20 protein-coding genes are annotated in these 18324 nt (G+C 61.5%); 6 read left to right on the top strand and 14 right to left on the bottom strand.

Annotation, left to right across the window (positions count from 1 at the left end; translation table 11 throughout):
* Positions 1 to 16: 16 nt before the first annotated feature.
* Both ubiA and SOP95_RS14200 read right to left on the bottom strand, forming a co-directional pair.
* Entirely contained in the window at positions 17 to 907 is an 891-nt protein-coding gene (gene ubiA, locus SOP95_RS14195; protein ID WP_323607393.1) for a 4-hydroxybenzoate octaprenyltransferase, read from the bottom strand.
* Positions 907 to 1458, bottom strand: a complete 552-nt coding sequence (locus tag SOP95_RS14200) for a chorismate--pyruvate lyase family protein (RefSeq protein WP_323607394.1) — start codon at positions 1456 to 1458, stop codon at positions 907 to 909. Before SOP95_RS14200 ends, ubiA begins: the two co-directional genes overlap by 1 nt.
* A 199-nt stretch (positions 1459 to 1657) precedes the next feature.
* On the opposite strand from SOP95_RS14200, the gene SOP95_RS14205 reads away from it, so the two are divergent.
* The 5 genes from SOP95_RS14205 (at position 1658) to SOP95_RS14225 (ending at position 4791) form a co-directional block, all read left to right on the top strand.
* The gene (locus SOP95_RS14205) at positions 1658 to 1825 is read left to right on the top strand and encodes a rubredoxin (protein WP_003437744.1); all 168 of its coding nucleotides are present in this window, start codon (positions 1658 to 1660) and stop codon (positions 1823 to 1825) included.
* A gap of 20 nt (positions 1826 to 1845) precedes the next feature.
* Positions 1846 to 2994 carry an NAD(P)/FAD-dependent oxidoreductase gene (locus SOP95_RS14210; RefSeq protein ID WP_323607395.1) on the top strand — a complete coding sequence of 383 codons (1149 nt, stop codon included), beginning with the start codon at positions 1846 to 1848 and terminating at the stop codon, positions 2992 to 2994.
* A 194-nt stretch (positions 2995 to 3188) separates the two neighbouring features.
* Positions 3189 to 3464, top strand: a complete 276-nt coding sequence (locus tag SOP95_RS14215; RefSeq protein ID WP_003213368.1) for an HU family DNA-binding protein — start codon at positions 3189 to 3191, stop codon at positions 3462 to 3464.
* 425 nt (positions 3465 to 3889) lie between these two features.
* Positions 3890 to 4264, top strand: a complete 375-nt coding sequence (locus SOP95_RS14220; RefSeq protein WP_274073731.1) for a DUF6124 family protein — start codon at positions 3890 to 3892, stop codon at positions 4262 to 4264.
* 146 nt (positions 4265 to 4410) lie between these two features.
* Positions 4411 to 4791: a helicase gene (locus tag SOP95_RS14225; RefSeq protein ID WP_274073730.1), complete on the top strand. Its 381-nt coding sequence runs from the start codon at positions 4411 to 4413 to the stop codon at positions 4789 to 4791.
* A gap of 43 nt (positions 4792 to 4834) precedes the next feature.
* On the opposite strand, the gene SOP95_RS14230 is transcribed toward SOP95_RS14225, so the two are convergent.
* From SOP95_RS14230 to exbB, 6 genes are all read right to left on the bottom strand, one after another.
* Entirely contained in the window at positions 4835 to 6235 is a 1401-nt protein-coding gene (locus SOP95_RS14230) for an aminoacyl-tRNA deacylase and HDOD domain-containing protein (protein ID WP_323607396.1), read from the bottom strand.
* Between the two features lie 78 nt (positions 6236 to 6313).
* The gene (gene recG, locus SOP95_RS14235) at positions 6314 to 8389 is read right to left on the bottom strand and encodes an ATP-dependent DNA helicase RecG (protein ID WP_274073728.1); all 2076 of its coding nucleotides are present in this window, start codon (positions 8387 to 8389) and stop codon (positions 6314 to 6316) included.
* 8 nt (positions 8390 to 8397) lie between these two features.
* A complete protein-coding gene (locus SOP95_RS14240) occupies positions 8398 to 9327 on the bottom strand; it encodes a hydrogen peroxide-inducible genes activator (protein ID WP_274073727.1) in 930 nt (309 codons plus the stop codon).
* A 193-nt stretch (positions 9328 to 9520) separates the two neighbouring features.
* Positions 9521 to 10270 (bottom strand): TonB family protein, encoded by a 750-nt coding sequence (locus tag SOP95_RS14245; protein ID WP_274073726.1) that lies wholly within the window; start codon positions 10268 to 10270, stop codon positions 9521 to 9523.
* Positions 10267 to 10695, bottom strand: coding sequence for a TonB system transport protein ExbD (gene exbD, locus SOP95_RS14250; RefSeq protein ID WP_008064483.1), 429 nt, complete (start codon positions 10693 to 10695; stop codon positions 10267 to 10269). The genes SOP95_RS14245 and exbD overlap by 4 nt, the downstream gene beginning before the upstream one ends.
* Before the next feature lie 6 nt (positions 10696 to 10701).
* Positions 10702 to 11676: a tonB-system energizer ExbB gene (gene exbB / locus SOP95_RS14255; RefSeq protein WP_323607397.1), complete on the bottom strand. Its 975-nt coding sequence runs from the start codon at positions 11674 to 11676 to the stop codon at positions 10702 to 10704.
* A gap of 189 nt (positions 11677 to 11865) precedes the next feature.
* Here exbB and SOP95_RS14260 point away from each other — a divergent pair, with 189 nt between their 5' ends.
* Positions 11866 to 12723: an SDR family oxidoreductase gene (locus tag SOP95_RS14260; protein WP_323607398.1), complete on the top strand. Its 858-nt coding sequence runs from the start codon at positions 11866 to 11868 to the stop codon at positions 12721 to 12723.
* A gap of 126 nt (positions 12724 to 12849) precedes the next feature.
* Here the strand turns inward: SOP95_RS14260 and SOP95_RS14265 are convergent, their stop codons facing one another.
* From SOP95_RS14265 to SOP95_RS14290, 6 genes are all read right to left on the bottom strand, one after another.
* Positions 12850 to 13590: a hypothetical protein gene (locus tag SOP95_RS14265; RefSeq protein WP_274073723.1), complete on the bottom strand. Its 741-nt coding sequence runs from the start codon at positions 13588 to 13590 to the stop codon at positions 12850 to 12852.
* A 73-nt stretch (positions 13591 to 13663) separates the two neighbouring features.
* Positions 13664 to 14044, bottom strand: coding sequence for a RidA family protein (locus SOP95_RS14270; RefSeq protein WP_003229509.1), 381 nt, complete (start codon positions 14042 to 14044; stop codon positions 13664 to 13666).
* 25 nt (positions 14045 to 14069) lie between these two features.
* A complete protein-coding gene (spoT, locus tag SOP95_RS14275; RefSeq protein WP_008062824.1) occupies positions 14070 to 16175 on the bottom strand; it encodes a bifunctional GTP diphosphokinase/guanosine-3',5'-bis pyrophosphate 3'-pyrophosphohydrolase in 2106 nt (701 codons plus the stop codon).
* Positions 16176 to 16232: 57 nt separating this feature from the next.
* Positions 16233 to 16496 (bottom strand): DNA-directed RNA polymerase subunit omega, encoded by a 264-nt coding sequence (rpoZ, locus tag SOP95_RS14280; RefSeq protein ID WP_007921129.1) that lies wholly within the window; start codon positions 16494 to 16496, stop codon positions 16233 to 16235.
* Between the two features lie 167 nt (positions 16497 to 16663).
* Positions 16664 to 17284 carry a guanylate kinase gene (gene gmk / locus SOP95_RS14285; RefSeq protein WP_274073722.1) on the bottom strand — a complete coding sequence of 207 codons (621 nt, stop codon included), beginning with the start codon at positions 17282 to 17284 and terminating at the stop codon, positions 16664 to 16666.
* A gap of 12 nt (positions 17285 to 17296) precedes the next feature.
* A complete protein-coding gene (locus SOP95_RS14290; protein ID WP_274073721.1) occupies positions 17297 to 18160 on the bottom strand; it encodes a YicC/YloC family endoribonuclease in 864 nt (287 codons plus the stop codon).
* Positions 18161 to 18324: the final 164 nt, after the last annotated feature.

Below are 18324 nucleotides of genomic sequence, written 5' to 3' on the forward strand. Positions count from 1 at the left end.
CGATCTTTTAACATCCTCAACGCAACCCGTAATCCAGCACAATCCCGACAAAAATCGCCAACCCCGCCCAATGGTTGTGCAAGAACGCCTTGAAACAACGCATCCGGTCTTTGCTGCGGGTGTACCAGAACTCCCAGGCAAAACAGCCCGCCGCCACCGCCAGACCGAGGTGGAACCAGCCCCCCAGCTCGAATTTCGAACCGGCCAGCAACAGGCAACCCAGCGCCAACCCCTGCAAGGTCAGGATGATCACCCGGTCGGCCTCGCCAAACAGGATCGCCGTGGATTTCACGCCGATCTTCAAGTCATCATCGCGGTCGGTCATCGCGTAGTAGGTGTCATAACCCACCGTCCACATCAGGTTGGCGATGTACAGCAGCCAGGCTGCCGCCGGCAGTTCGCCGGTTTCAGCGGTGAATGCCATCGGCATGCCCCAGGAGAACGCCGCCCCCAGCACCACCTGTGGGTAATAGGTGTAGCGCTTCATGAACGGATAACTGAACGCTAGCGCCAGGCCGCCGAGTGACAACCAGATGGTGGCGGCATTGGTGCACAGCACCAACAGGAAACTCACGCCCATCAGCAGCGCAAAGAACACCAGCGCTTCCCGGGAGCTGATCTTGCCGCTCACCAGCGGTCGCTGCTCGGTGCGTTTCACATGGCCGTCGACCTTGCGGTCCGCCCAATCATTGATCACGCAGCCGCCCGCGCGGGTCAGTACCACGCCGAGGACGAAAATCACGATATTGGCCAGGGACGGCGAGCCCTTGCCGGCAATCCACAGCGCCCACAGCGTCGGCCACAGCAGCAGATAGATGCCGATCGGCTTGTCCATGCGCGTCAGCTGAATGAAGTCCCAGGCCCGGGGATTCAAGCGGTTCAAGGACTTGAGCAGGCTCTGGTACATCAGCAATTCTCCGGATCGGCGCCGGCGGCGCTCCACAGGGTCGGCAGGAAGATCTCGGCCACCAGCACACTCAAGGCGCCACGGTCGAAGCGCGAGCGACGGCCCCACAGCCCGGGCGCGCGCACGTCCGTCGGCAGCCACGCCTGAGGATAGTGACAAACCTCGATGGCCCGGCGCTCAAAGGCGTGATCGCAAAACAGCAATTCGCCCAGGGAGCGGCTGCCCAGCTCGTCCATGTGCAAGCCGTCGCCCTGTAGCGCACTGCGGGCCGCGACACTGCGGGCAAACACCCAAGCCTCGCCATGGCCACGCAGATACACCTCGCGCACCCAGCCCTCACTGGCTTCGGCCAGGTCCAGGGCGGCACATTCGTCAGCGCGCAGAGGCTGCCAGCCTTCGAACAGCGGCGTGACGCTGAAGCCGTCATTCGACAAACGGGTCAGGCGACGGGTCAGTGATCCTTCGTCGAACAACCAGTCGAGGGTAGACGTGTCGGGGAGGGGAGCGAGTTGGCTTCTGGTCACCCAGAATGGGGGTTTTGAGTGCGGCACAGTGAGTCATTATTGGCAGCAAATGAGGCGGCGAGCTTACCATGTCAGCTGATAAGTTTGAGTGATCCGGGCGTCCATTGCGCCGAACACGCTTGCATCTGTCCGGCCCCATCAGTACAAAACGCCCTGAGCCGGACAGCAGCACTTTATCCATCGACCGTTCGCGCCAGTAAAAGCCTGAATTTGAGGAAGTACCTGAATGAAAAAGTGGCAATGTATCGTCTGCGGCCTGATCTATAACGAAGCCGACGGTTGGCCCGATGACGGCATCGCGCCGGGCACCCTGTGGCAAGACGTGCCGGAAGACTGGCTGTGCCCGGATTGCGGCGTCGGCAAAATGGATTTCGAAATGATCGAAATCAACTGAGACAATTAGAGGAGTAAGGAATGAACGCACCTGTCGTCATCATTGGTACCGGGCTGGCTGGCTACAACGTCGCCCGCGAGTTTCGCAAACTCGACAGCGAGACCCCGCTGCTGCTGATTACCGCCGATGACGGGCGCTCCTACTCCAAGCCCATGCTCTCCACCGGATTCGGCAAGAACAAGGATGCCGACGGCCTGAGCATGGCCGAGCCGGGCGCGATGGCCGAGCAGTTGAAGGCCGAAGTGCGTACCCATACCCGCATCAGTGGCATCGACCCGGGCCACAAGCGTCTGTGGATCGGCGAGGAAGCAGTGATCTACCGTGACCTGGTGTTGGCCTGGGGCGCCGAAACCGTGCGCGTGCCCATCGAAGGCGACGCAGCGGATTGCGTATTCCCGATCAACGACCTGGAAGACTACGCGCGCTTTCGCGCGGCAGCGGCCGGCAAGCGACGGGTATTGTTGCTGGGCGCCGGCCTGATCGGCTGTGAATTCGCCAACGACCTGACCCTGGGTGGCTACGAGGTGCAACTGGTGGCGCCGTGCGAGCAGGTCATGCCGACCCTGTTGCACCCGGCGGCGGCTGCAGCGGTCCAGGCCGGGCTGGAAAGCCTGGGCGCACGCTTCCACCTCGGCCCGGTACTCAATCGCCTGCAGCGGGTTGCTGACGGCCTGGAAGCCCATCTTTCCGACGGTCAGGTGATTCCGTGCGACGTGGTGGTCTCGGCCATTGGCCTGCGTCCGCGCATCGACCTGGCCGCGGCTGCTGGCTTGCAAGTCAATCGCGGCGTAGTGGTCGACCGCCACCTGCAAACCTCCCACGCCAACATCTACGCCTTGGGTGACTGCGCCGAGGTCGATGGGCTGAATCTGTTGTACGTGATGCCCCTGATGAGTTGTGCGAGAGCGCTGGCCCAGACCCTCGCCGGTAACCCGACGGTGGTCAACTATGGTCCGATGCCCATTACCGTGAAAACCCCGGTCTGCCCCTTGGTGGTATCGCCGCCACCACGGGGTTCGGAGGGCGTCTGGACGGTCGAAGGGCAGGGCGCCGACATCAAGGTTTTATGCCGCGATAGCAACGGCAAACTGCTCGGATATGCCCTGACAGGCGCGGCCGTGATGGAAAAACTGGCCCTCAACAAAGAGCTTCCGGCACTGCTGGCGTAAATACCGGTCGTTCTGTCGGAATAACCCCCCTTTTGCTCAAACATTGGCCGCGCCGACACTGGCGCGGCTCCTCGCTGCGTGCCATCCTCACTCCCGTCTGCCGCAGAGTAGAGCACCTGCGGCGCTTTGGGCGCTGCTCCGCAGAGAGCAGCACGGACATAACAACAACAAACCGTCAAAGGGGCTTCACTCATATGCGTAAACCAGAACTCGCCGCAGCCATTGCTGAAAAAGCAGATCTCACCAAAGAGCAGGCCAACCGCGTCCTCAATGCCGTTCTCGAAGAAATCACCGGCGCCCTGCACCGCAAGGACAGCGTGACGCTGGTAGGTTTCGGCACCTTCCTGCAACGCCACCGCGGTGCCCGCACCGGCAAAAACCCGCAAACCGGTGAGCCGGTTAAAATCAAGGCCAGCAACACTGTTGCGTTCAAGCCGGGTAAGTCGTTGAAGGATAGTGTTAATCCGTAATTCGCATGCCCCTTTGCGGGGCTGCTGAAAAAATGGGCACGCCAACAAGGTTGGGTGCCTATTTTTTTTGTCTCGACTCCGGCCTTTGCAGGAGCTGGCTTGCCAGCGAAGGCGGTGTGTCAGGCACCATCAAACTGCAAGCGATACGCGGCCGCCACCAATCGGAGGATCCTTAAGTTTGAAGGAAATTTCCGAAAGGTTTGCGAGAGGGAAAAATCAAAGGATCGCAGCCTGCGGCAGCTCCTACAGGAGAGTGCACGCGCGAGGTGGGGGGCTTACAAACGGCGAGTTTCAAATCCTTAAACACGGTTCGAAAATGATGAAATTGCTTACAAAATTGAGGAAGCATCCGACGCTTTTTTAAGGTTGGCCTTCGGAAGCGCGAAGGTTAGCGTGGTCACTCCAATATTCCTCGGAGATTCACCATGCCCAAGGTCAATGATTTACCCGCCGGATCGGAAACCGAAAGCACTACCCCGTACATGTCCGCGACTTCCAGAAAGTTGCACCAGGCTGCCAATCGCGCCCTGGACCATTACCTGAAACCCAATGCCCTGGTCATGACCGGCGCCCATACGCCCAGCACGATCTTTGTCGTGGCACCGGACATCGACAACGAAACGCTGTTGGCCCACGCCTGTGAGTCGTTGGCCTCGGCGAACGTGATGGCGAGTGAAATCGCCGCGATGCTGGAAGGGGCGCACCGCAGCACGATGTTGGCGCTGCAGCAGGTGATCATGCTCGGTGAGTTGGCGGTCAATCGGGTGCTGGATAATGTTGCCCCGTCGCAACCTGTTTGAGCCCTAAAAGGAGCTGTCGTCATTGACTTGGTAGTCATCGGCGTCAAAAAACCTGGCATCTCCTCCAAACGTATCGCGAAGGTGGCATTCTGGCTTTTAATCGCTACACTGCGCCGGCCGTTCATTTTTCTTTTGAGGCTGTGCACATGAAATTTCGTTTTCTGCTGTGGATGATGGGTCTATTGATGAGCCGGGCCAGTCGCTCCAATCCTGCGTTCCAGCAGCAGCTGGGTGACAAGGCGTTGGTATTTCAGCTGCAGACCCTGGACGGGAAAGTAGCACGGCACTTCCGGGTGAAGGATCAGCGCATTACCAGCAAGGCGGGTGTGCACGATGAGCCGGCGTTTGCGATTGCCTTCAAGGACGCGGCGTACGGCTTTGCCACGATGCAGGCGAAGAACAAGCAGTTGGCGTTCATGACGGGGATCCAGGACAAGTCGATTCAGATCAAGGGCAACCCGGCGCTGGTGATCTGGTTCCAGGGGTTGACCAAGTATTTGAAGCCGAAGAAGCCGAAGAAGGTGTAGGAGCAAGCTCGCTCCTAAAGGGGTGGCGTTCCGATGAGGTACTTCACCCCTGGCTGAATTGCGACGCGAGTTCGCGCAGCATCACTTCGGCTTCAAGCACCTTGCTGACGACGTCTTCGGCCTTGGCGCGGCTCAGGCCGAGGCGCTCCAGCAGGGCGTCGGGGATGTCTTCGTCCGGTCCGGAGCCGATGCCTCGGCTGCGCAGCAGGCGCACGGCGAGGCACACCAGGTTCGGGTACTCGGCGAACGTGCCGTCGTAGGTCGGGTCGTGCTGGAAGCGCAGCGCGGTGGTGAGCTCTTCCGGCATGTCCCAGTAGCGCATCAGCCATGAGCCGATCTGTTCACGGCTGATGCCCAGCAGGTGTTGTTCCACAAAGCTGTGGCACAGGTGCGGGTTGACCTCCATGTGCCGGCAGATCAGCGAGAAGTGCGGCGGGAACACGTGGGCCAGCAACAGGTAGCCGAAGTTGTGCAGCAGGCCCGCCAGGTAGGTCAGGCCCGCTTCCGGGCGCTGGGCGCGGGGCATGGCGCGGGTCAGGCCTTCGATGACCGCGGCCGTGTAGATCGATTGCTGCCAGTAGGGTGTGCTGTGTTGCGGGCGGTCCTTGGGCAGGCTCAGGGTTTTGCCCAGGGCCAGGCCCAGCGCCAGGTTGATCACCAGGTCGAAACCCAGTACCCGGACGATCGCGTCTTCCACCGAACGGATCTTGCCCGGTGAAGCGTAGTACGGCGATGCCGCCCAGCTCACCACTTGTGCGGCCAGCGCCGGGTCGGTTTCGACCACGCCGGTAATGTCGTCGATGGTGGCGTTGGGATCGACGCGCAGCTTGATGATCTTCTGCGCCGTTTCGGCCAGCGGTGGAATCTCGATGGTCGCTTCCAGTCGTTGCTGGATGCGGCGCGCGGTGAACGCCTGGACGGCCTGGGAGATTTCCTCGCGGTCATCGTCAGGGCGATCGAGGTTGGGGCGGATGCTGCTCAGGTTCTCGCCGAAGTTGGCGGCGCTGGCCTTGGTCAGCATGGACCGGAAGGCTTCACTGCTGATCTCCAGCAGTACGCCCGGCTCCCCCGAGTTGATCAACACCATGGGCTCGCGCAACAGGCTTTCTTCGTACAGGCAGGGCGAGCTGGTCAGCGATGGCAAGCCCGGCAGCAGGCTCAGGTGGTGCTTGCCGAGCATTTTTTCCAGGCGTTCGGTCGACACGGCCGTGAGCCGCCGGCCGGTGAGTTCGGTCAGGCGATTGAGGTCGAGCAATTGGCTCTGCGGATACAACACCATCAGCGAACCGACACTGTCGTCGAGCAGCACGGCCTGGACTTTGCGCGCGGCATTCAGGCCGTGGTGGTCGAGCACTTCTTCGAAGGTGATGCCCATTTTTTCCAGCAGCAGACGAATGACCGACGGAGCGTGCGGAGTATCAGGTGCGAGGGCAACTTCGGTCATGGTCTGTATCCGGTTCAAAACAATTTCAGGAGTATAACCAGCTTGCTCAAAGCCATGGCCTGGAAACTGAGACGGTGCTCACACTTGGCCGTATTGCTGCCCATGGCGCAACCAGCGGTCGAGTAATGGGCTGACATGCTCAGGCCAGCGTTCCAGCAAGGCCTGGGCGGCGTCGCGTACGGCGGGCAGCAGATCGGCGTCGCGCATCAGGTCGGCGACCTTGAATTGGAGCAGGCCGGTTTGCCGGGTGCCGAGCATTTCGCCGGGGCCGCGCAGCTCGAGGTCCTTTTCGGCGATCACGAAGCCGTCGTTGGTTTCGCGCATGATACCCAGCCGCTGGCGCCCGATCTGTGACAACGGCGGATGATAGAGCAGCACGCAATGGCTGACCGCGCTGCCCCGTCCGACGCGGCCGCGTAACTGGTGGAGTTGCGCCAGGCCCAGGCGTTCGGGGTTTTCGATGATCATCAGGCTGGCATTGGGCACGTCGACGCCGACTTCGATCACGGTGGTGGCGACCAGCAGCTGCAGGTTGCCCGCCTTGAACTGGGCCATCACTTCGGCTTTTTCGGCAGGTTTCATGCGGCCGTGAATCAGCCCCACTTTCAACTCGCCGAGGGCCGCGGTGAGGTCTTCGTAGGTGGTTTGCGCGGCCTGGCAGGTCAACTCTTCCGACTCTTCGATCAGCGTGCATACCCAGTAGGCCTGACGCCCTTCGGCGCACGCACCCCGTACCCGTTCGATGACTTCGACGCGCCGTGTATCGGTGATCAGTACGGTGTTCACCGGGGTTCGGCCAGGTGGCAACTCATCGAGGATCGAGGTGTCGAGGTCGGCGTAGGCGCTCATGGCCAGGGTGCGAGGGATCGGTGTGGCAGTCATGATCAACTGATGCGGGCACATGCGCCCGCCGACCCCTTTCTGCCGCAACGCCAGGCGTTGTTGCACGCCGAAACGGTGCTGTTCATCGATGATCACCAGCGCCAGGTTCTGGAACTGCACTTCGTCCTGGAACAGCGCGTGGGTGCCTACCACCATGGGTGTGCCGTTGGCGATCTGCTCCAGCGCGCTCACACGGTTCTTGCCCTTGAGCTTACCGGCCAGCCAGGCGACTTCGATGCCCAGCGGTTCGAGCCAGCGCTTGAAGGTGATGTAGTGCTGCTCGGCGAGAATCTCGGTCGGTGCCATCAGCGCGACCTGATAACCCGCCTCCAGGGCCTGCAGCGCGGCAAGCGCGGCGACCACTGTCTTGCCGGCGCCGACGTCACCTTGAATCAGGCGCAGCATCGGCTCGTGCTGACTGAGGTCGTAGGCAATTTCGTTGCCGACCCGCTGCTGTGCGCCTGTGGGGCTGAAGCCGAGGTTGGCCAGGTACTTGCCCGGCAGCCGGGTGGCCTTGGGCATCGCCGGTGCGCGCAGCGAACGCATGCTCTCGCGCAGCCGTTGCTGGGACAGTTGATGGGTCAGCAGTTCTTCGAAGGCCAGGCGATGCTGGGCCCAGTGATGACCCAGGGCGAGTTCGTCCACATCGGCATCGGCAGGCGGGTTATGCAGGTAGCGGATTGCATCGGCCAGCGGCGCCAGTTGGTAATCCCGGGCCAGCTCCTTTGGCAGCCAGTCGGGCAGGCTGCTGGGGCCCAGCAGGGTCAGGGTTTGCATGCACAGCTGGCGTAGGCGCTGTTGAGTCAGGCCTTCGGTGAGCGGGTACACCGGGGTCAGGGTTTCATCCACAGGCGGCGGTTCGTCGCCGGTGATGGCGCGGTATTCCGGGTGGTAGATCTCCAGCCCCGAGGCGCCGGGCCGCACTTCACCGTAGCAGCGAATCCGTGTGCCGCGCTTGAGGCCTTCTTTCTGTGCATTGCTGAAATGGTAGAAGCGCAGGCTCAGGCCGCCGGTGCCGTCCTGCATGCGCACGACGAGGCTGCGGCGCCGGCCCATGACCACGTCGGCGCCGCTGACGGTGCCTTCGACGACGGCGTCCTGTCCCGGTCGCAAGTGGCCGATCGGCACCACGCGGGTGCGATCCTGGTAACGCAGCGGCAGGTGAAACAGCACGTCCTGGAGATTTTCCAGGCCGACCTTGGCGAGTTTTTCGGCCATGGCTTCGCCAACACCCTTGAGTGCCGTCACCGACACTTGCGACAACTCGGTCATGGCGTTGCTTAACCCGCCGTTACCGGTGCCGCGGGTTTGGCCACCGAGCACAGGCGAATGGAATCAGCGAGGATTTCAATGGCCTTCGGCCGCGGGAAGCTCGCACGCCAGGCGATGGCCACGGTGCGATAGGGCGCTGGTGGCGACAGCGGGCGAACTTCGATCACACCGGGGGCGTAGTGATGGCTATCGACTGCCGACAGCGGCAGGATCGAAATGCCGAGGCCGGAAGCCACCATGTGACGGATGGTTTCCAGTGAGCTGGACTCCACCGTGGTGTGCTTGGCGCCGTCGTTGCCCTTGGTCAGGGTCGGGCAGGCTTCGAGTACCTGATCGCGGAAGCAATGGCCTTCGCCGAGCAGCAGCAGGCTCTTGTCGTTGAGCAGGCTGGCGTCGATGGTTTCTTTCTGTGTCCACGGGTGCTGGGCCGGCATCAGGACATAGAACGGCTCGTCATAGAGCTGCAAGGTCAGCACGTCGGCTTCGTTGAACGGCAGGGCGATGATGATCGCGTCGAGCTCGCCGTTGCGCAGTTTGTCGCGCAGCACGTGGGTGAAGTTTTCTTCGATGTACAACGGCATCTGCGGGGCAACCCGGTGCAGTTGCGGAATCAGGTGCGGAAACAGGTACGGGCCGACGGTATAGATCGCACCGACCTTCAGGGGGGCGGTGAGCTGGTTCTTGCCGGCCTGGGCCAGTTCGCGGATGCCTTGGGCCTGTTCAAGCACTTTTTGCGCCTGGGCGACGATCCCTTCGCCGACCGGGGTCAAGCGCACGGCGCTTTTGCTGCGCTCGAAAATCAGCACACCGAGTTCGTCTTCAAGCTTTTTCACGCCCACCGACAGGGTTGGCTGGCTGACGTGACAACGCTCGGCGGCATGGCCGAAGTGCTGTTCTTGGGCGAGGGTAACGATGTAGCGTAATTCTGTGAGGGTCATAGCAAGCGTCCATGAAGTTGCAGGCCAAGCATACCGGCTGCAATCGATAGACGCACGTTATCAGACTGTGTGTGCCGCGTGACACAGGGCAATGCAAAAGGCAAAAAAGATCGCAGCCTGCGGCGGCTCCTACACGGGTTACTGCGATCCCTGTAGGAGCTGCCGAAGGCTGCGATCTTTTGATTTGTTGCGTTTACCGCCGACGCTTCTCCAGCGAATAAACAAACGGAGCAACAATTTCGATGGAGCCATTGGTCAGCATGTCTGCCGGTGGCTTGGGCAGCGGTTGCGCGCGGCGGATCATTTCCAGGGTTGCCCGGTCCAGGTCCGCGGTGCCGGAGGCACCCACCAGCTCAAACGACAGCACGTTGCCTTCCCCGTCCACCACAAAGCGCAGCCGGTTCATGCCTTCCTTGCCCCGAGCCTGTGCACTGGCCGGGTACTTCTTGTACTTGGCCAGGTGGGCGAGCAGGGTGCCTTGCCAGCTCGCTTTGGCGGCCAGTTGAGCAGGGGACGGACCCGGCGCAGGCTGGGCGGATTTCTCCGTCGGAGCCGGGGTCGGTGGTGCCTCGCTCGGCTTGGCTTCCGACGGTTTTTCCTTCGGCGGCTCAGGCTTTTTCTCTACCGGCTTGGGCGGTTGCGGTTTCGGCTTGGGTTTGGCCGGCTTGGGCACGGCAATTTCGGCCTTCGGCGCTTCGGCAAGCTTGGGTATCGGCAGTTCTTCAACCGGAGCGGGTGGTTGCGGTGGCGTGACGACCTTCGGCGGTGCAGGCGGTGGCGGAGCGGGAACCGGCGCCAGCTCGACCATCATTGCCTGGGGCGGCAATTCGATGGGCGGGTGGGCGGTCCAGTTCACAGCCAGCGCGATCGCCAGCGCGTGAACGCCCAGCACGATCGCCAGGCTACCGCTGTAACGCGTCAGCTTATGGCGCGTAGTGATCATTTCTTGGCTGCCGTCTCAAGTCCGACCAGGCCCACCTTCAGGTAACCGGCGGCACGCAGATTATCCATCACGCTCATCAGGTCGCCATAATCCACGCCTTTGTCGGCCTGGAAGAAGATCGTCGTGTCTTTCTTGCCCTGGGTCCTTGCGTCGAGCGTGGCGCCCAGTGCTTCGGCCTTCACTTCGTCTTCGCCAAGGAACAGGCGCTGGTCAGCCTTGACGCTGAGGAACACCGGTTTCTCCGGCCGCGGCGCCGGTTTGGCGGTGGACGCAGGCAGGTCGACCTTGATGTCCACGGTGGCCAGCGGAGCCGCCACCATGAAGATGATCAGCAACACCAGCATCACGTCGATGAACGGCGTGACGTTGATTTCGTGGTTTTCGGACAGATCGTCGTCTGCCCCTTCTTTCAAATGCAGGCCCATGGCCGATTACCCCACTTTCACCATGTGCGGATGCGAGCTGCGCTCGGGCTGGTGGTCGAGGTCGCGGCTGACCAGCAGCAGGACTTCTGCCGACGCATCGGATACCTGCGCCTTGTAACCGGCGATGGAGCGGGCGAACACGTTGTAGATCACCACCGCAGGGATCGCTGCAACCAGGCCCAGTGCGGTCGCCAGCAGGGCTTCGGCGATGCCGGGGGCGACGACGGCGAGGTTGGTGGTCTGGGTCTTGGCGATGCCGATGAAGCTGTTCATGATGCCCCATACGGTACCGAACAGGCCGACGAACGGCGCGGTGGAACCGATGGTGGCGAGCACGCCAGTGCCGCTGCTCATGTTGCGACCGCAGGCCGCCACCAGGCGCTCAAGACGGAAGCTGACGCGTTCCTTGATGCCTTCTTTCTCGCGGCTGCTGGCCGACAGATGCATTTCTTCCAGGGCGTCATGAACCAGCAGGTTGGCCAGGGTGCCTGGTTTGGTCGCCGATGCGGCGGCTTCCTTGAGCGTGGCGGCTTTTTTCAGGTGCACGATTTCAGTGCGCAGACGACGCTTGGCACCCATCAGCTCAAAGCCTTTGGCGATCCAGATGGTCCAGGTGATGATCGAGGCGATGGCCAGGCCGATCATCACGATTTTCACGATGATGTCGGCGTTCTGGTACATGCCCCACGGCGACAGGTCATGGGCCATGCCCAGGGTGTTGTCGGCTTCGAGGACTTCGGGAGCGTCTTCACCGATAGCATCTGCCGCTACTGCCTGGGCAGGATCGGTGGCGGCCGGGGTCACTGCCGGAGCGGTATGATCGGTCGGCGCAGGTGCGGCGGCCGCAGCCGGGGTGGCGGGGGCTTGTGCGTCAGCAAAGGTGGCGGTTGGCGCCAGCATCAGGCTGAGTAGCAGGGCGGCCACCGCGCTCCAGGCGCGAGGTCGTTTGGTTGGCGAAGCGGAGAGTTGATTACGTGTCATGCTGGGCCGGACCTGAGAGGAAAAGACAGTTAATGTTCTTCCAGGCCTCGTGAGGCCGAGAACAAAGTGGTCCGCATTATTGCAATTAATTCTTGTTAACAGAAGTAATAGCGTCTCTTTTTTTCCTGTATTGCTAGCCGCTCGTCCATTGCCAGCGCTGGTTTGTCCCTTTTTGAGGAGAGTTTCCTGATGTCCGCACCCTCTGTTTTGATCGCCGGTTGCGGTGATGTCGGCAGTCGCCTGGCCACGCAATTGCTGGCTGGCGGGTGGGAGGTCCATGGTCTGCGCCGTGACGTTTCGCGCCTGCCCGACGGCGTTGTCGGGGTGGCCGGCGACTTGTTCGACAAAGAATGTCCAGCGACCTGGCCGGTCGGTGCGGTGGATTACCTGGTGTATTGCGCGGCCGCCACCGATCACGATGAGGCCGGTTACCGCGCCGCCTATGTCCAGGGCCTGCAGCATGTGCTGGAGTGGCTGGGCGACTATGGGCAGGTGCCTAATCGCCTACTGTTCGTGTCCAGCAGCAGTGTCTACGGCCAGCAGCAGGGCGAGTGGATTGACGAGACGTCGCCAGCCGTGGCGGCGGGTTATTCAGGGCGTGTGATGCTCGAGGCCGAGCAGATTGCGCTCAACAGCGGCATCCCGGCCAGTATCGTGCGATTGACCGGCATCTACGGCCCGGGTCGCGAGTGGTTGCTGACTCAGGTTCGCCGGGGGTATCGCGTGGCGGTCGATCCACCGCTTTACGCCAATCGAATTCATGCCGATGACGCCGCCGGGCTGATGGCCTGTCTGCTCGAGGCGGATCGGCGTGGCGTGGCACTGGATGACGTTTATATAGGCGTTGACGACGCGCCCGCAGCGCTGGCGGATGTGGTGGGCTGGCTGCGTGAATATCTGGGGGTGACCGAATGGGCGGAGGACGCCACTGTGCGCCGTACGGGGAGCAAGCGTTGCAGCAATGCGCGGGCGAGGGCGTTGGGTTGGGTGCCGAAGTATCCGAGTTTCCGCGAAGGTTATGCAGCGATCATTGAAGGGCGTTGCTGATTTGTAAACGCCACAAATCCCTTGTAGGAGCGAGCTTGCTCGCGAAAGCGGCCTAACAGGCAACAAATTGTTGAATGTTATGGCCTCTTCGCGAGCAAGCTCGCTCCTACAGGAGTTATGTGTTGCTTATTGCTTTTCCAGCAACCACTTGCGGTTACCCGGCGTGTACTGGGGCATTTCGTCTGCCTGGGCGGCATTCACGGCCTGGAAAATTTCCAGTTCCTTGCCTTTGCGGGCAAAGATCCAGGGGTTTCCCTGGCCATTGAGCTGCAACCACATGTTGTCGTTGCCACCGCTCATCGACGCACAGTCACCCGCCAGGCACAGGGCATAACGATCGGCTTCCGGCAGCCCGATGACCTGGCCGTCGGCCTGGAATTGCACGCTATTGCCTTCGCCGGGGCCGCTGACGACCTTCCAGCTACCGCCCATGTACGCCGTGTACAGTGCGCGTTCGAAGCTGGCGCCCATCGGTGCACCATCCGGAACCGGAATCGGCGCGCGGTCGAAGACCTGCTCGGGTTCGTTGTCGCTGGCGGCCTGGCTCAGCTGCTTGCCGTCTCGCTTGAGCTCGCTGGCAGAGCTGCCATAAAAGTCGACTTTCCAGGCGCCGGACTGCTCGCCCAGCAACTTGCCTTCGACATTTTCAAAACCATTGGTGTAGCGGGCCTGGCTGGCCTTGGTGTTGACGTCCCACTCCAGGTTCGGACCATAGGCCTGGAGGGCTTCACGCAGGGGGCCGCCTTTGGCCGCAGCATCGATTGCCGCCTGGTTGATCCAGGTGCCACTGATATCACGGTCGGCAGGGTTGCTGGCACAACCGCCCAAGAACAGGGCGACCAGCGAGAGGGCTAGCGCAGCGCGCATGGTGGAATCCTTTCAAAACGCTTTTTTATACATACGGCAGCGGCGCAGCCTTCAAAGGGCTGCGCCGGACGTATTACTCGATGACCAGGATGGCATCCATTTCAACCTGCGAACCCTTTGGCAGGGCGGCTACGCCGATGGCGGCGCGGGCAGGGTATGGCTGGTCGAAGTACTTGCCCATGATCTCGTTGACCTTGGCGAAGTGGCTCAGGTCGGTGAGGAAGATGTTCAGCTTGACGATGTCCTTGAACGAACCGCCAGCGGCTTCAGCCACGGCCTTGAGGTTCTCGAACACCTGGACGGTCTGGGCTTCGAAGCCTTCGACCAGCTCCATGGTTTTTGGGTCCAGGGGAATCTGGCCCGACATGTAGACGGTGTTGCCAGCCTTGATCGCCTGGGAGTAAGTGCCGATGGCGGCCGGGGCCTTGTCGCTGGTGATAACAGTCTTGGTCATGAATGACTCCTTGTAAGGGGATGGCTTAGGCGCGCATGCGGGTGATGCGAATCACCCCGGTCAGGGCGCGCAGTTTCTTGATCACGCGGGCCAGGTGCACACGGTCGTGTACGCTGACCACCAGTTGGACCACGCTGATGCGACCATCGCGTTCATCCATGCTGATTTTCTCGATGTTGCCGTCGGCCGCGTTGACGCTGCTGGCCAGCAGGGCGATCAGGCCGCGCTGGTGTTCCAGCTCGACGCGCAGTTCGACGTTGAATTCGCCGGTGACATCCTTGGCCCACGAGAGCTGGATGCATTTTTCCGGGTTGTGGCGGATTTCGCTGATGTTGCGGCAGTTGTCCAGGTGCACGACCATGCCTTTGCCGGCGGACAGGTGGCCGACAATCGGGTCGCCCGGGATCGGCGTGCAGCACTTGGCGTAGCTGAGGACCAGGCCTTCGGTGCCACGAATTGCCAGCGGGCCTTCCGGACTTGGCAACTGCTCGCCCTCGCCCAGCAGGCGCCGAGCCACCACATAGGCCATACGATTGCCCAGGCCGATGTCTTCGAGCAAATCTTCGATCAGTTCCAGGCGGTACTCGGCGAGCATCGCCTTGACGCGCTCTGCCGGGATTTTTTCCAGCGAGCTGTCGAAACCGTTGAGCACCTTGTTCAGCAGGCGTTCGCCCAGGCTGATGGACTCGGAACGGCGCTGCAGTTTCAGCGCATGGCGAATGTGCGTGCGCGCCTTGCCGGTGACCACGAAGTTGAGCCACGCCGGGTTCGGCCGTGCGCCCGGAGCGCTGACGATCTCGACCGTGGAACCGCTTTGCAGCGGTTCGGACAGCGGCGCGAGGCGGCGGTTGATCCGGCAGGCAATGCAGCTGTTGCCGACGTCGGTGTGCACCGCGTAGGCAAAGTCGACCGCCGTGGAGCCCTTGGGCAGCTCCATGATCCGGCCTTTGGGCGTGAACACGTAGACCTCGTCCGGGAACAGGTCGATCTTCACGCTCTCGATGAATTCCAGCGAGTTGCCGGCACGTTGCTGCATTTCCAGCACGCCTTTGACCCACTGGCGCGCACGGGCGTGGGTGCCTTTTGGCTGCTCGTCGCCGCTGGATTTGTACAGCCAGTGGGCAGCGATGCCGTTGTTGGCCATCTCTTCCATTTCACGGGTGCGGATCTGGATCTCGATCGGTACGCCATGCATGCCGAACAGCGTGGTGTGCAGCGACTGATAGCCGTTGGCCTTGGGGATCGCGATGTAATCCTTGAAGCGCCCCGGTAATGGTTTGTACAAATTATGTACAGCGCCCAGTACGCGGTAGCAGGTATCGACCTTGTCGACGATGATCCGGAACGCATACACGTCCATGATCTCGTTGAAGGCCCGGCGCTTGCCGCGCATCTTCTTGTAGATACCGTAGAGGTGTTTTTGGCGACCGCTGACCTCGCCCTGGATGCCATCGATGGCCAGGCAGTGGCTGAGGGATTCTTCGATCTTGTTGACGATTTCCTTGCGGTTACCCCTGGCGCGCTTGACTGCCTGGTAGATCCGCGCGGAACGCATCGGGTGCATGGCCTTGAAGCCGAGGTCTTCGAATTCTATGCGGATGGCGTGCATGCCCAGCCGGTTGGCGATGGGCGCATAGATTTCCAGGGTTTCCTTGGCGATGCGCCGGCGCTTTTCGCCAGACAGCACTTCCAGCGTGCGCATGTTGTGCAGGCGGTCAGCCAGCTTGACCAGGATCACGCGAATGTCGCGGGCCATGGCCATGGCCATTTTCTGGAAGTTTTCAGCCTGGGCTTCGGCCTTGGTCTCGAAGTTCATCTGGGTCAATTTGCTGACCCCGTCGACCAGTTCGGCCACGGTTTCGCCAAATTGCGCTTGCAGCGCTTCCTTGGCAATGCCGGTGTCTTCGATCACGTCATGCAGCATGGCCGCCATCAGGCTCTGATGGTCCATGTGCATGTCGGCAAGAATATTCGCCACCGCAAGGGGATGCGTGACGTACGCCTCGCCGCTACGGCGGCGTTGGCCGTCGTGGGCTTGTTCGGCGTAGAAATACGCTCGGCGGACCAGGTTGACCTGGTCTTTGCCGAGGTAGGTCGATAAGCGATCGGCGAGGGCGTCTATGCTCGGCATGATGTCTCCTGCCGTAAGCTTTTATCCCGCGCCGTGCTACGTCGACCAGGCATAGGCTTAGACGGCCTCGTTGGACTCGTCCTCGAATGCAGCGAAAAGCGGTTCATCTTCAACGATTTCGGCTTCTGCGATAGCTGCGTAGTCGATCAGGCCTTCAGCGATTTCACGCAGGGCGACGACGGTAGGCTTGTCGTTTTCCCATGCTACTTTCGGCTCTTTGCCGCCGGTGGCCAGTTGACGGGCACGCTTGGTAGAGAGCATGACCAGCTCAAAGCGGTTATCCACGTGTTCTAGGCAGTCTTCAACGGTTACGCGGGCCATGGTCTTCCTCGTAGCAAATGCAATATGCGCGCTGCCCGGATGGGCAAGCGGACTCAACAGTTTAAAAAATCACCAGCGATTAGGGAAGCGCTGATTTTTTGACCAAGCCCTTCAACGCGCTGCAAGTGCCAATGTAAAGCCCTTGCAGCTGTTTTGGGAAGCCCTCTTTAGCCGAGCAATTCAGCCAGCAATTTGCCAAAACGTTGCTGCTGGCGTTTCTGCTGCAGCTGATTGGCGCGGAAAATCGCCTTCAGATCGTGCAGCGCGTGGGCGAAATCGTCGTTGATGACCAGGTAGTCGTAGTCGACGTAGTGGCTCATTTCGCTGACGGCTTCGCGCATCCGGCCGTCAATGATCTCGTCACTGTCCTGGCCACGGTTGGTCAGGCGCTGGTGCAGTGCCTGCAATGACGGCGGAAGAATGAAGATCGAGCGGGCCTGGGGCATCAGCTTGCGCACCTGCTCGGCGCCTTGCCAGTCGATTTCCAGAATCAGGTCGTGGCCTTCATCCAGGGTCTGTTGCAGGTGGCTTTGCGAAGTGCCGTAGAGATTGCCGAATACTTCGGCGCGCTCGAGGAAATCGCCGTGCTCGATCATCTTCACGAACTCGCTGCGGTCGACGAAGTGATAGTTCACGCCATTCACTTCACCGGGACGCATGGTGCGGGTGGTGTGGGAGACCGAGACGCGGATTTCCGGATCGGCGTCGGTCAGGGCCTTGACCAGGCTGCTCTTGCCCGCGCCGGAAGGGGCGGAAATGATGTACAGGGTGCCAGTGCTGTGGGTCATGTCGGGGTTGCCTTACTCAATATTCTGCACTTGTTCGCGCATCTGCTCGATCAACACCTTGAGGTTGACCGCAGCCTGGGTGCTGCGCGGGTCGAAGGCTTTGGAGCCCAGTGTGTTGGCTTCGCGGTTGAGCTCCTGCATCAGGAAGTCCAGGCGCCGCCCGGCGGCACCGCCGGACTTGAGCACCCGACGAACTTCGATGATGTGAGTGCTCAGGCGATCCAGTTCTTCGGCGACGTCGCTTTTCTGCGCGAGCATGACCATTTCCTGCTCCAGGCGCTGCGGGTCCATCTCGGCCTTCATGTCGGCGAAACGGTCGAGCACTTTCTGGCGCTGGGTGGCGAGCATTTGCGGAACGAGCTCGCGCAGGGTCACCACGTCTTCTTCGATGGACGACAGGCGCTCGTTGATCAGTCGCGCCAGCTCCGCGCCTTCGCGCTCGCGGCCGGCCTTGAGTTCCTTGAGGCCCTGGTTGAACAGTGCCAATGCCTCGGCGTTCAGCGCTTGCGGGTCGCTTGCATCGCCCACCAGTACGCCGGGCCACGCCAGGACTTCGAGCGGGTTCAGCGCCGCCGGATTCTTGATCAGGCTGGCGATCGTCTCGGCGGCTGCAACCAGTTGCGCCGCGCGTGCCTGATCCACTTGCAACGCTTTGCCGGTGTTCTCCTCGGTGAAGCGCAGGGTGCATTCGAGCTTGCCCCGCGATACGCCCTGGCGCAAGGCTTCACGGACGCCGCCTTCAAGGTCGCGAAAGGATTCCGGCAGGCGCAGGTGGGGTTCGAGGTAACGGCTGTTGACCGAGCGCAGTTCCCAGCTCAGGGTGCCCTGGACCCCGGCTTTCTCGACGCGGGCAAAGGCGGTCATGCTGTGCACCATGGAGGGACCTCGCAATGCAGATCGGCGCGCAACTGACGTTCCGCCGATCCGATATCAATGAATTTAAGCTGACGGGCAGCAAAGGCGCAGGATTGTAGCGCAGTGGCGTGGATGCGCCCAAACACAGGGTGTTACAAAGGCCTGCTCGTCGTCGGTTGCGGGCC

The sequence above is a fragment of the Pseudomonas sp. YuFO8 genome, from assembly GCF_035065025.1.
In the GTDB taxonomy this organism is placed as follows: domain Bacteria; phylum Pseudomonadota; class Gammaproteobacteria; order Pseudomonadales; family Pseudomonadaceae; genus Aquipseudomonas; species Aquipseudomonas putida_AE.

Bases quoted from the DNA above. Each gene is read 5' to 3' on its own strand.
- SOP95_RS14270 (WP_003229509.1), bottom strand. From the start codon at position 14,044: ATGACCAAGACTGTTATCACCAGCGACAAGGCCCCGGCCGCCATCGGC.
- exbD (WP_008064483.1), bottom strand. From the start codon at position 10,695: ATGGGCCTGCATTTGAAAGAAGGGGCAGACGACGATCTGTCCGAAAAC.
- SOP95_RS14265 (WP_274073723.1), bottom strand. From the start codon at position 13,590: ATGCGCGCTGCGCTAGCCCTCTCGCTGGTCGCCCTGTTCTTGGGCGGT.
- SOP95_RS14260 (WP_323607398.1), top strand. From the start codon at position 11,866: ATGTCCGCACCCTCTGTTTTGATCGCCGGTTGCGGTGATGTCGGCAGT.
- rpoZ (WP_007921129.1), bottom strand. From the start codon at position 16,496: ATGGCCCGCGTAACCGTTGAAGACTGCCTAGAACACGTGGATAACCGC.
- gmk (WP_274073722.1), bottom strand. From the start codon at position 17,284: ATGACCCACAGCACTGGCACCCTGTACATCATTTCCGCCCCTTCCGGC.
- SOP95_RS14240 (WP_274073727.1), bottom strand. From the start codon at position 9,327: ATGACCCTCACAGAATTACGCTACATCGTTACCCTCGCCCAAGAACAG.
- SOP95_RS14205 (WP_003437744.1), top strand. From the start codon at position 1,658: ATGAAAAAGTGGCAATGTATCGTCTGCGGCCTGATCTATAACGAAGCC.
- ubiA (WP_323607393.1), bottom strand. From the start codon at position 907: ATGTACCAGAGCCTGCTCAAGTCCTTGAACCGCTTGAATCCCCGGGCC.
- SOP95_RS14245 (WP_274073726.1), bottom strand. From the start codon at position 10,270: ATGATCACTACGCGCCATAAGCTGACGCGTTACAGCGGTAGCCTGGCG.
- exbB (WP_323607397.1), bottom strand. From the start codon at position 11,676: ATGACACGTAATCAACTCTCCGCTTCGCCAACCAAACGACCTCGCGCC.
- SOP95_RS14290 (WP_274073721.1), bottom strand. From the start codon at position 18,160: ATGGTGCACAGCATGACCGCCTTTGCCCGCGTCGAGAAAGCCGGGGTC.
- SOP95_RS14215 (WP_003213368.1), top strand. From the start codon at position 3,189: ATGCGTAAACCAGAACTCGCCGCAGCCATTGCTGAAAAAGCAGATCTC.
- recG (WP_274073728.1), bottom strand. From the start codon at position 8,389: ATGACCGAGTTGTCGCAAGTGTCGGTGACGGCACTCAAGGGTGTTGGC.
- SOP95_RS14210 (WP_323607395.1), top strand. From the start codon at position 1,846: ATGAACGCACCTGTCGTCATCATTGGTACCGGGCTGGCTGGCTACAAC.
- spoT (WP_008062824.1), bottom strand. From the start codon at position 16,175: ATGCCGAGCATAGACGCCCTCGCCGATCGCTTATCGACCTACCTCGGC.
- SOP95_RS14220 (WP_274073731.1), top strand. From the start codon at position 3,890: ATGCCCAAGGTCAATGATTTACCCGCCGGATCGGAAACCGAAAGCACT.
- SOP95_RS14225 (WP_274073730.1), top strand. From the start codon at position 4,411: ATGAAATTTCGTTTTCTGCTGTGGATGATGGGTCTATTGATGAGCCGG.
- SOP95_RS14230 (WP_323607396.1), bottom strand. From the start codon at position 6,235: ATGACCGAAGTTGCCCTCGCACCTGATACTCCGCACGCTCCGTCGGTC.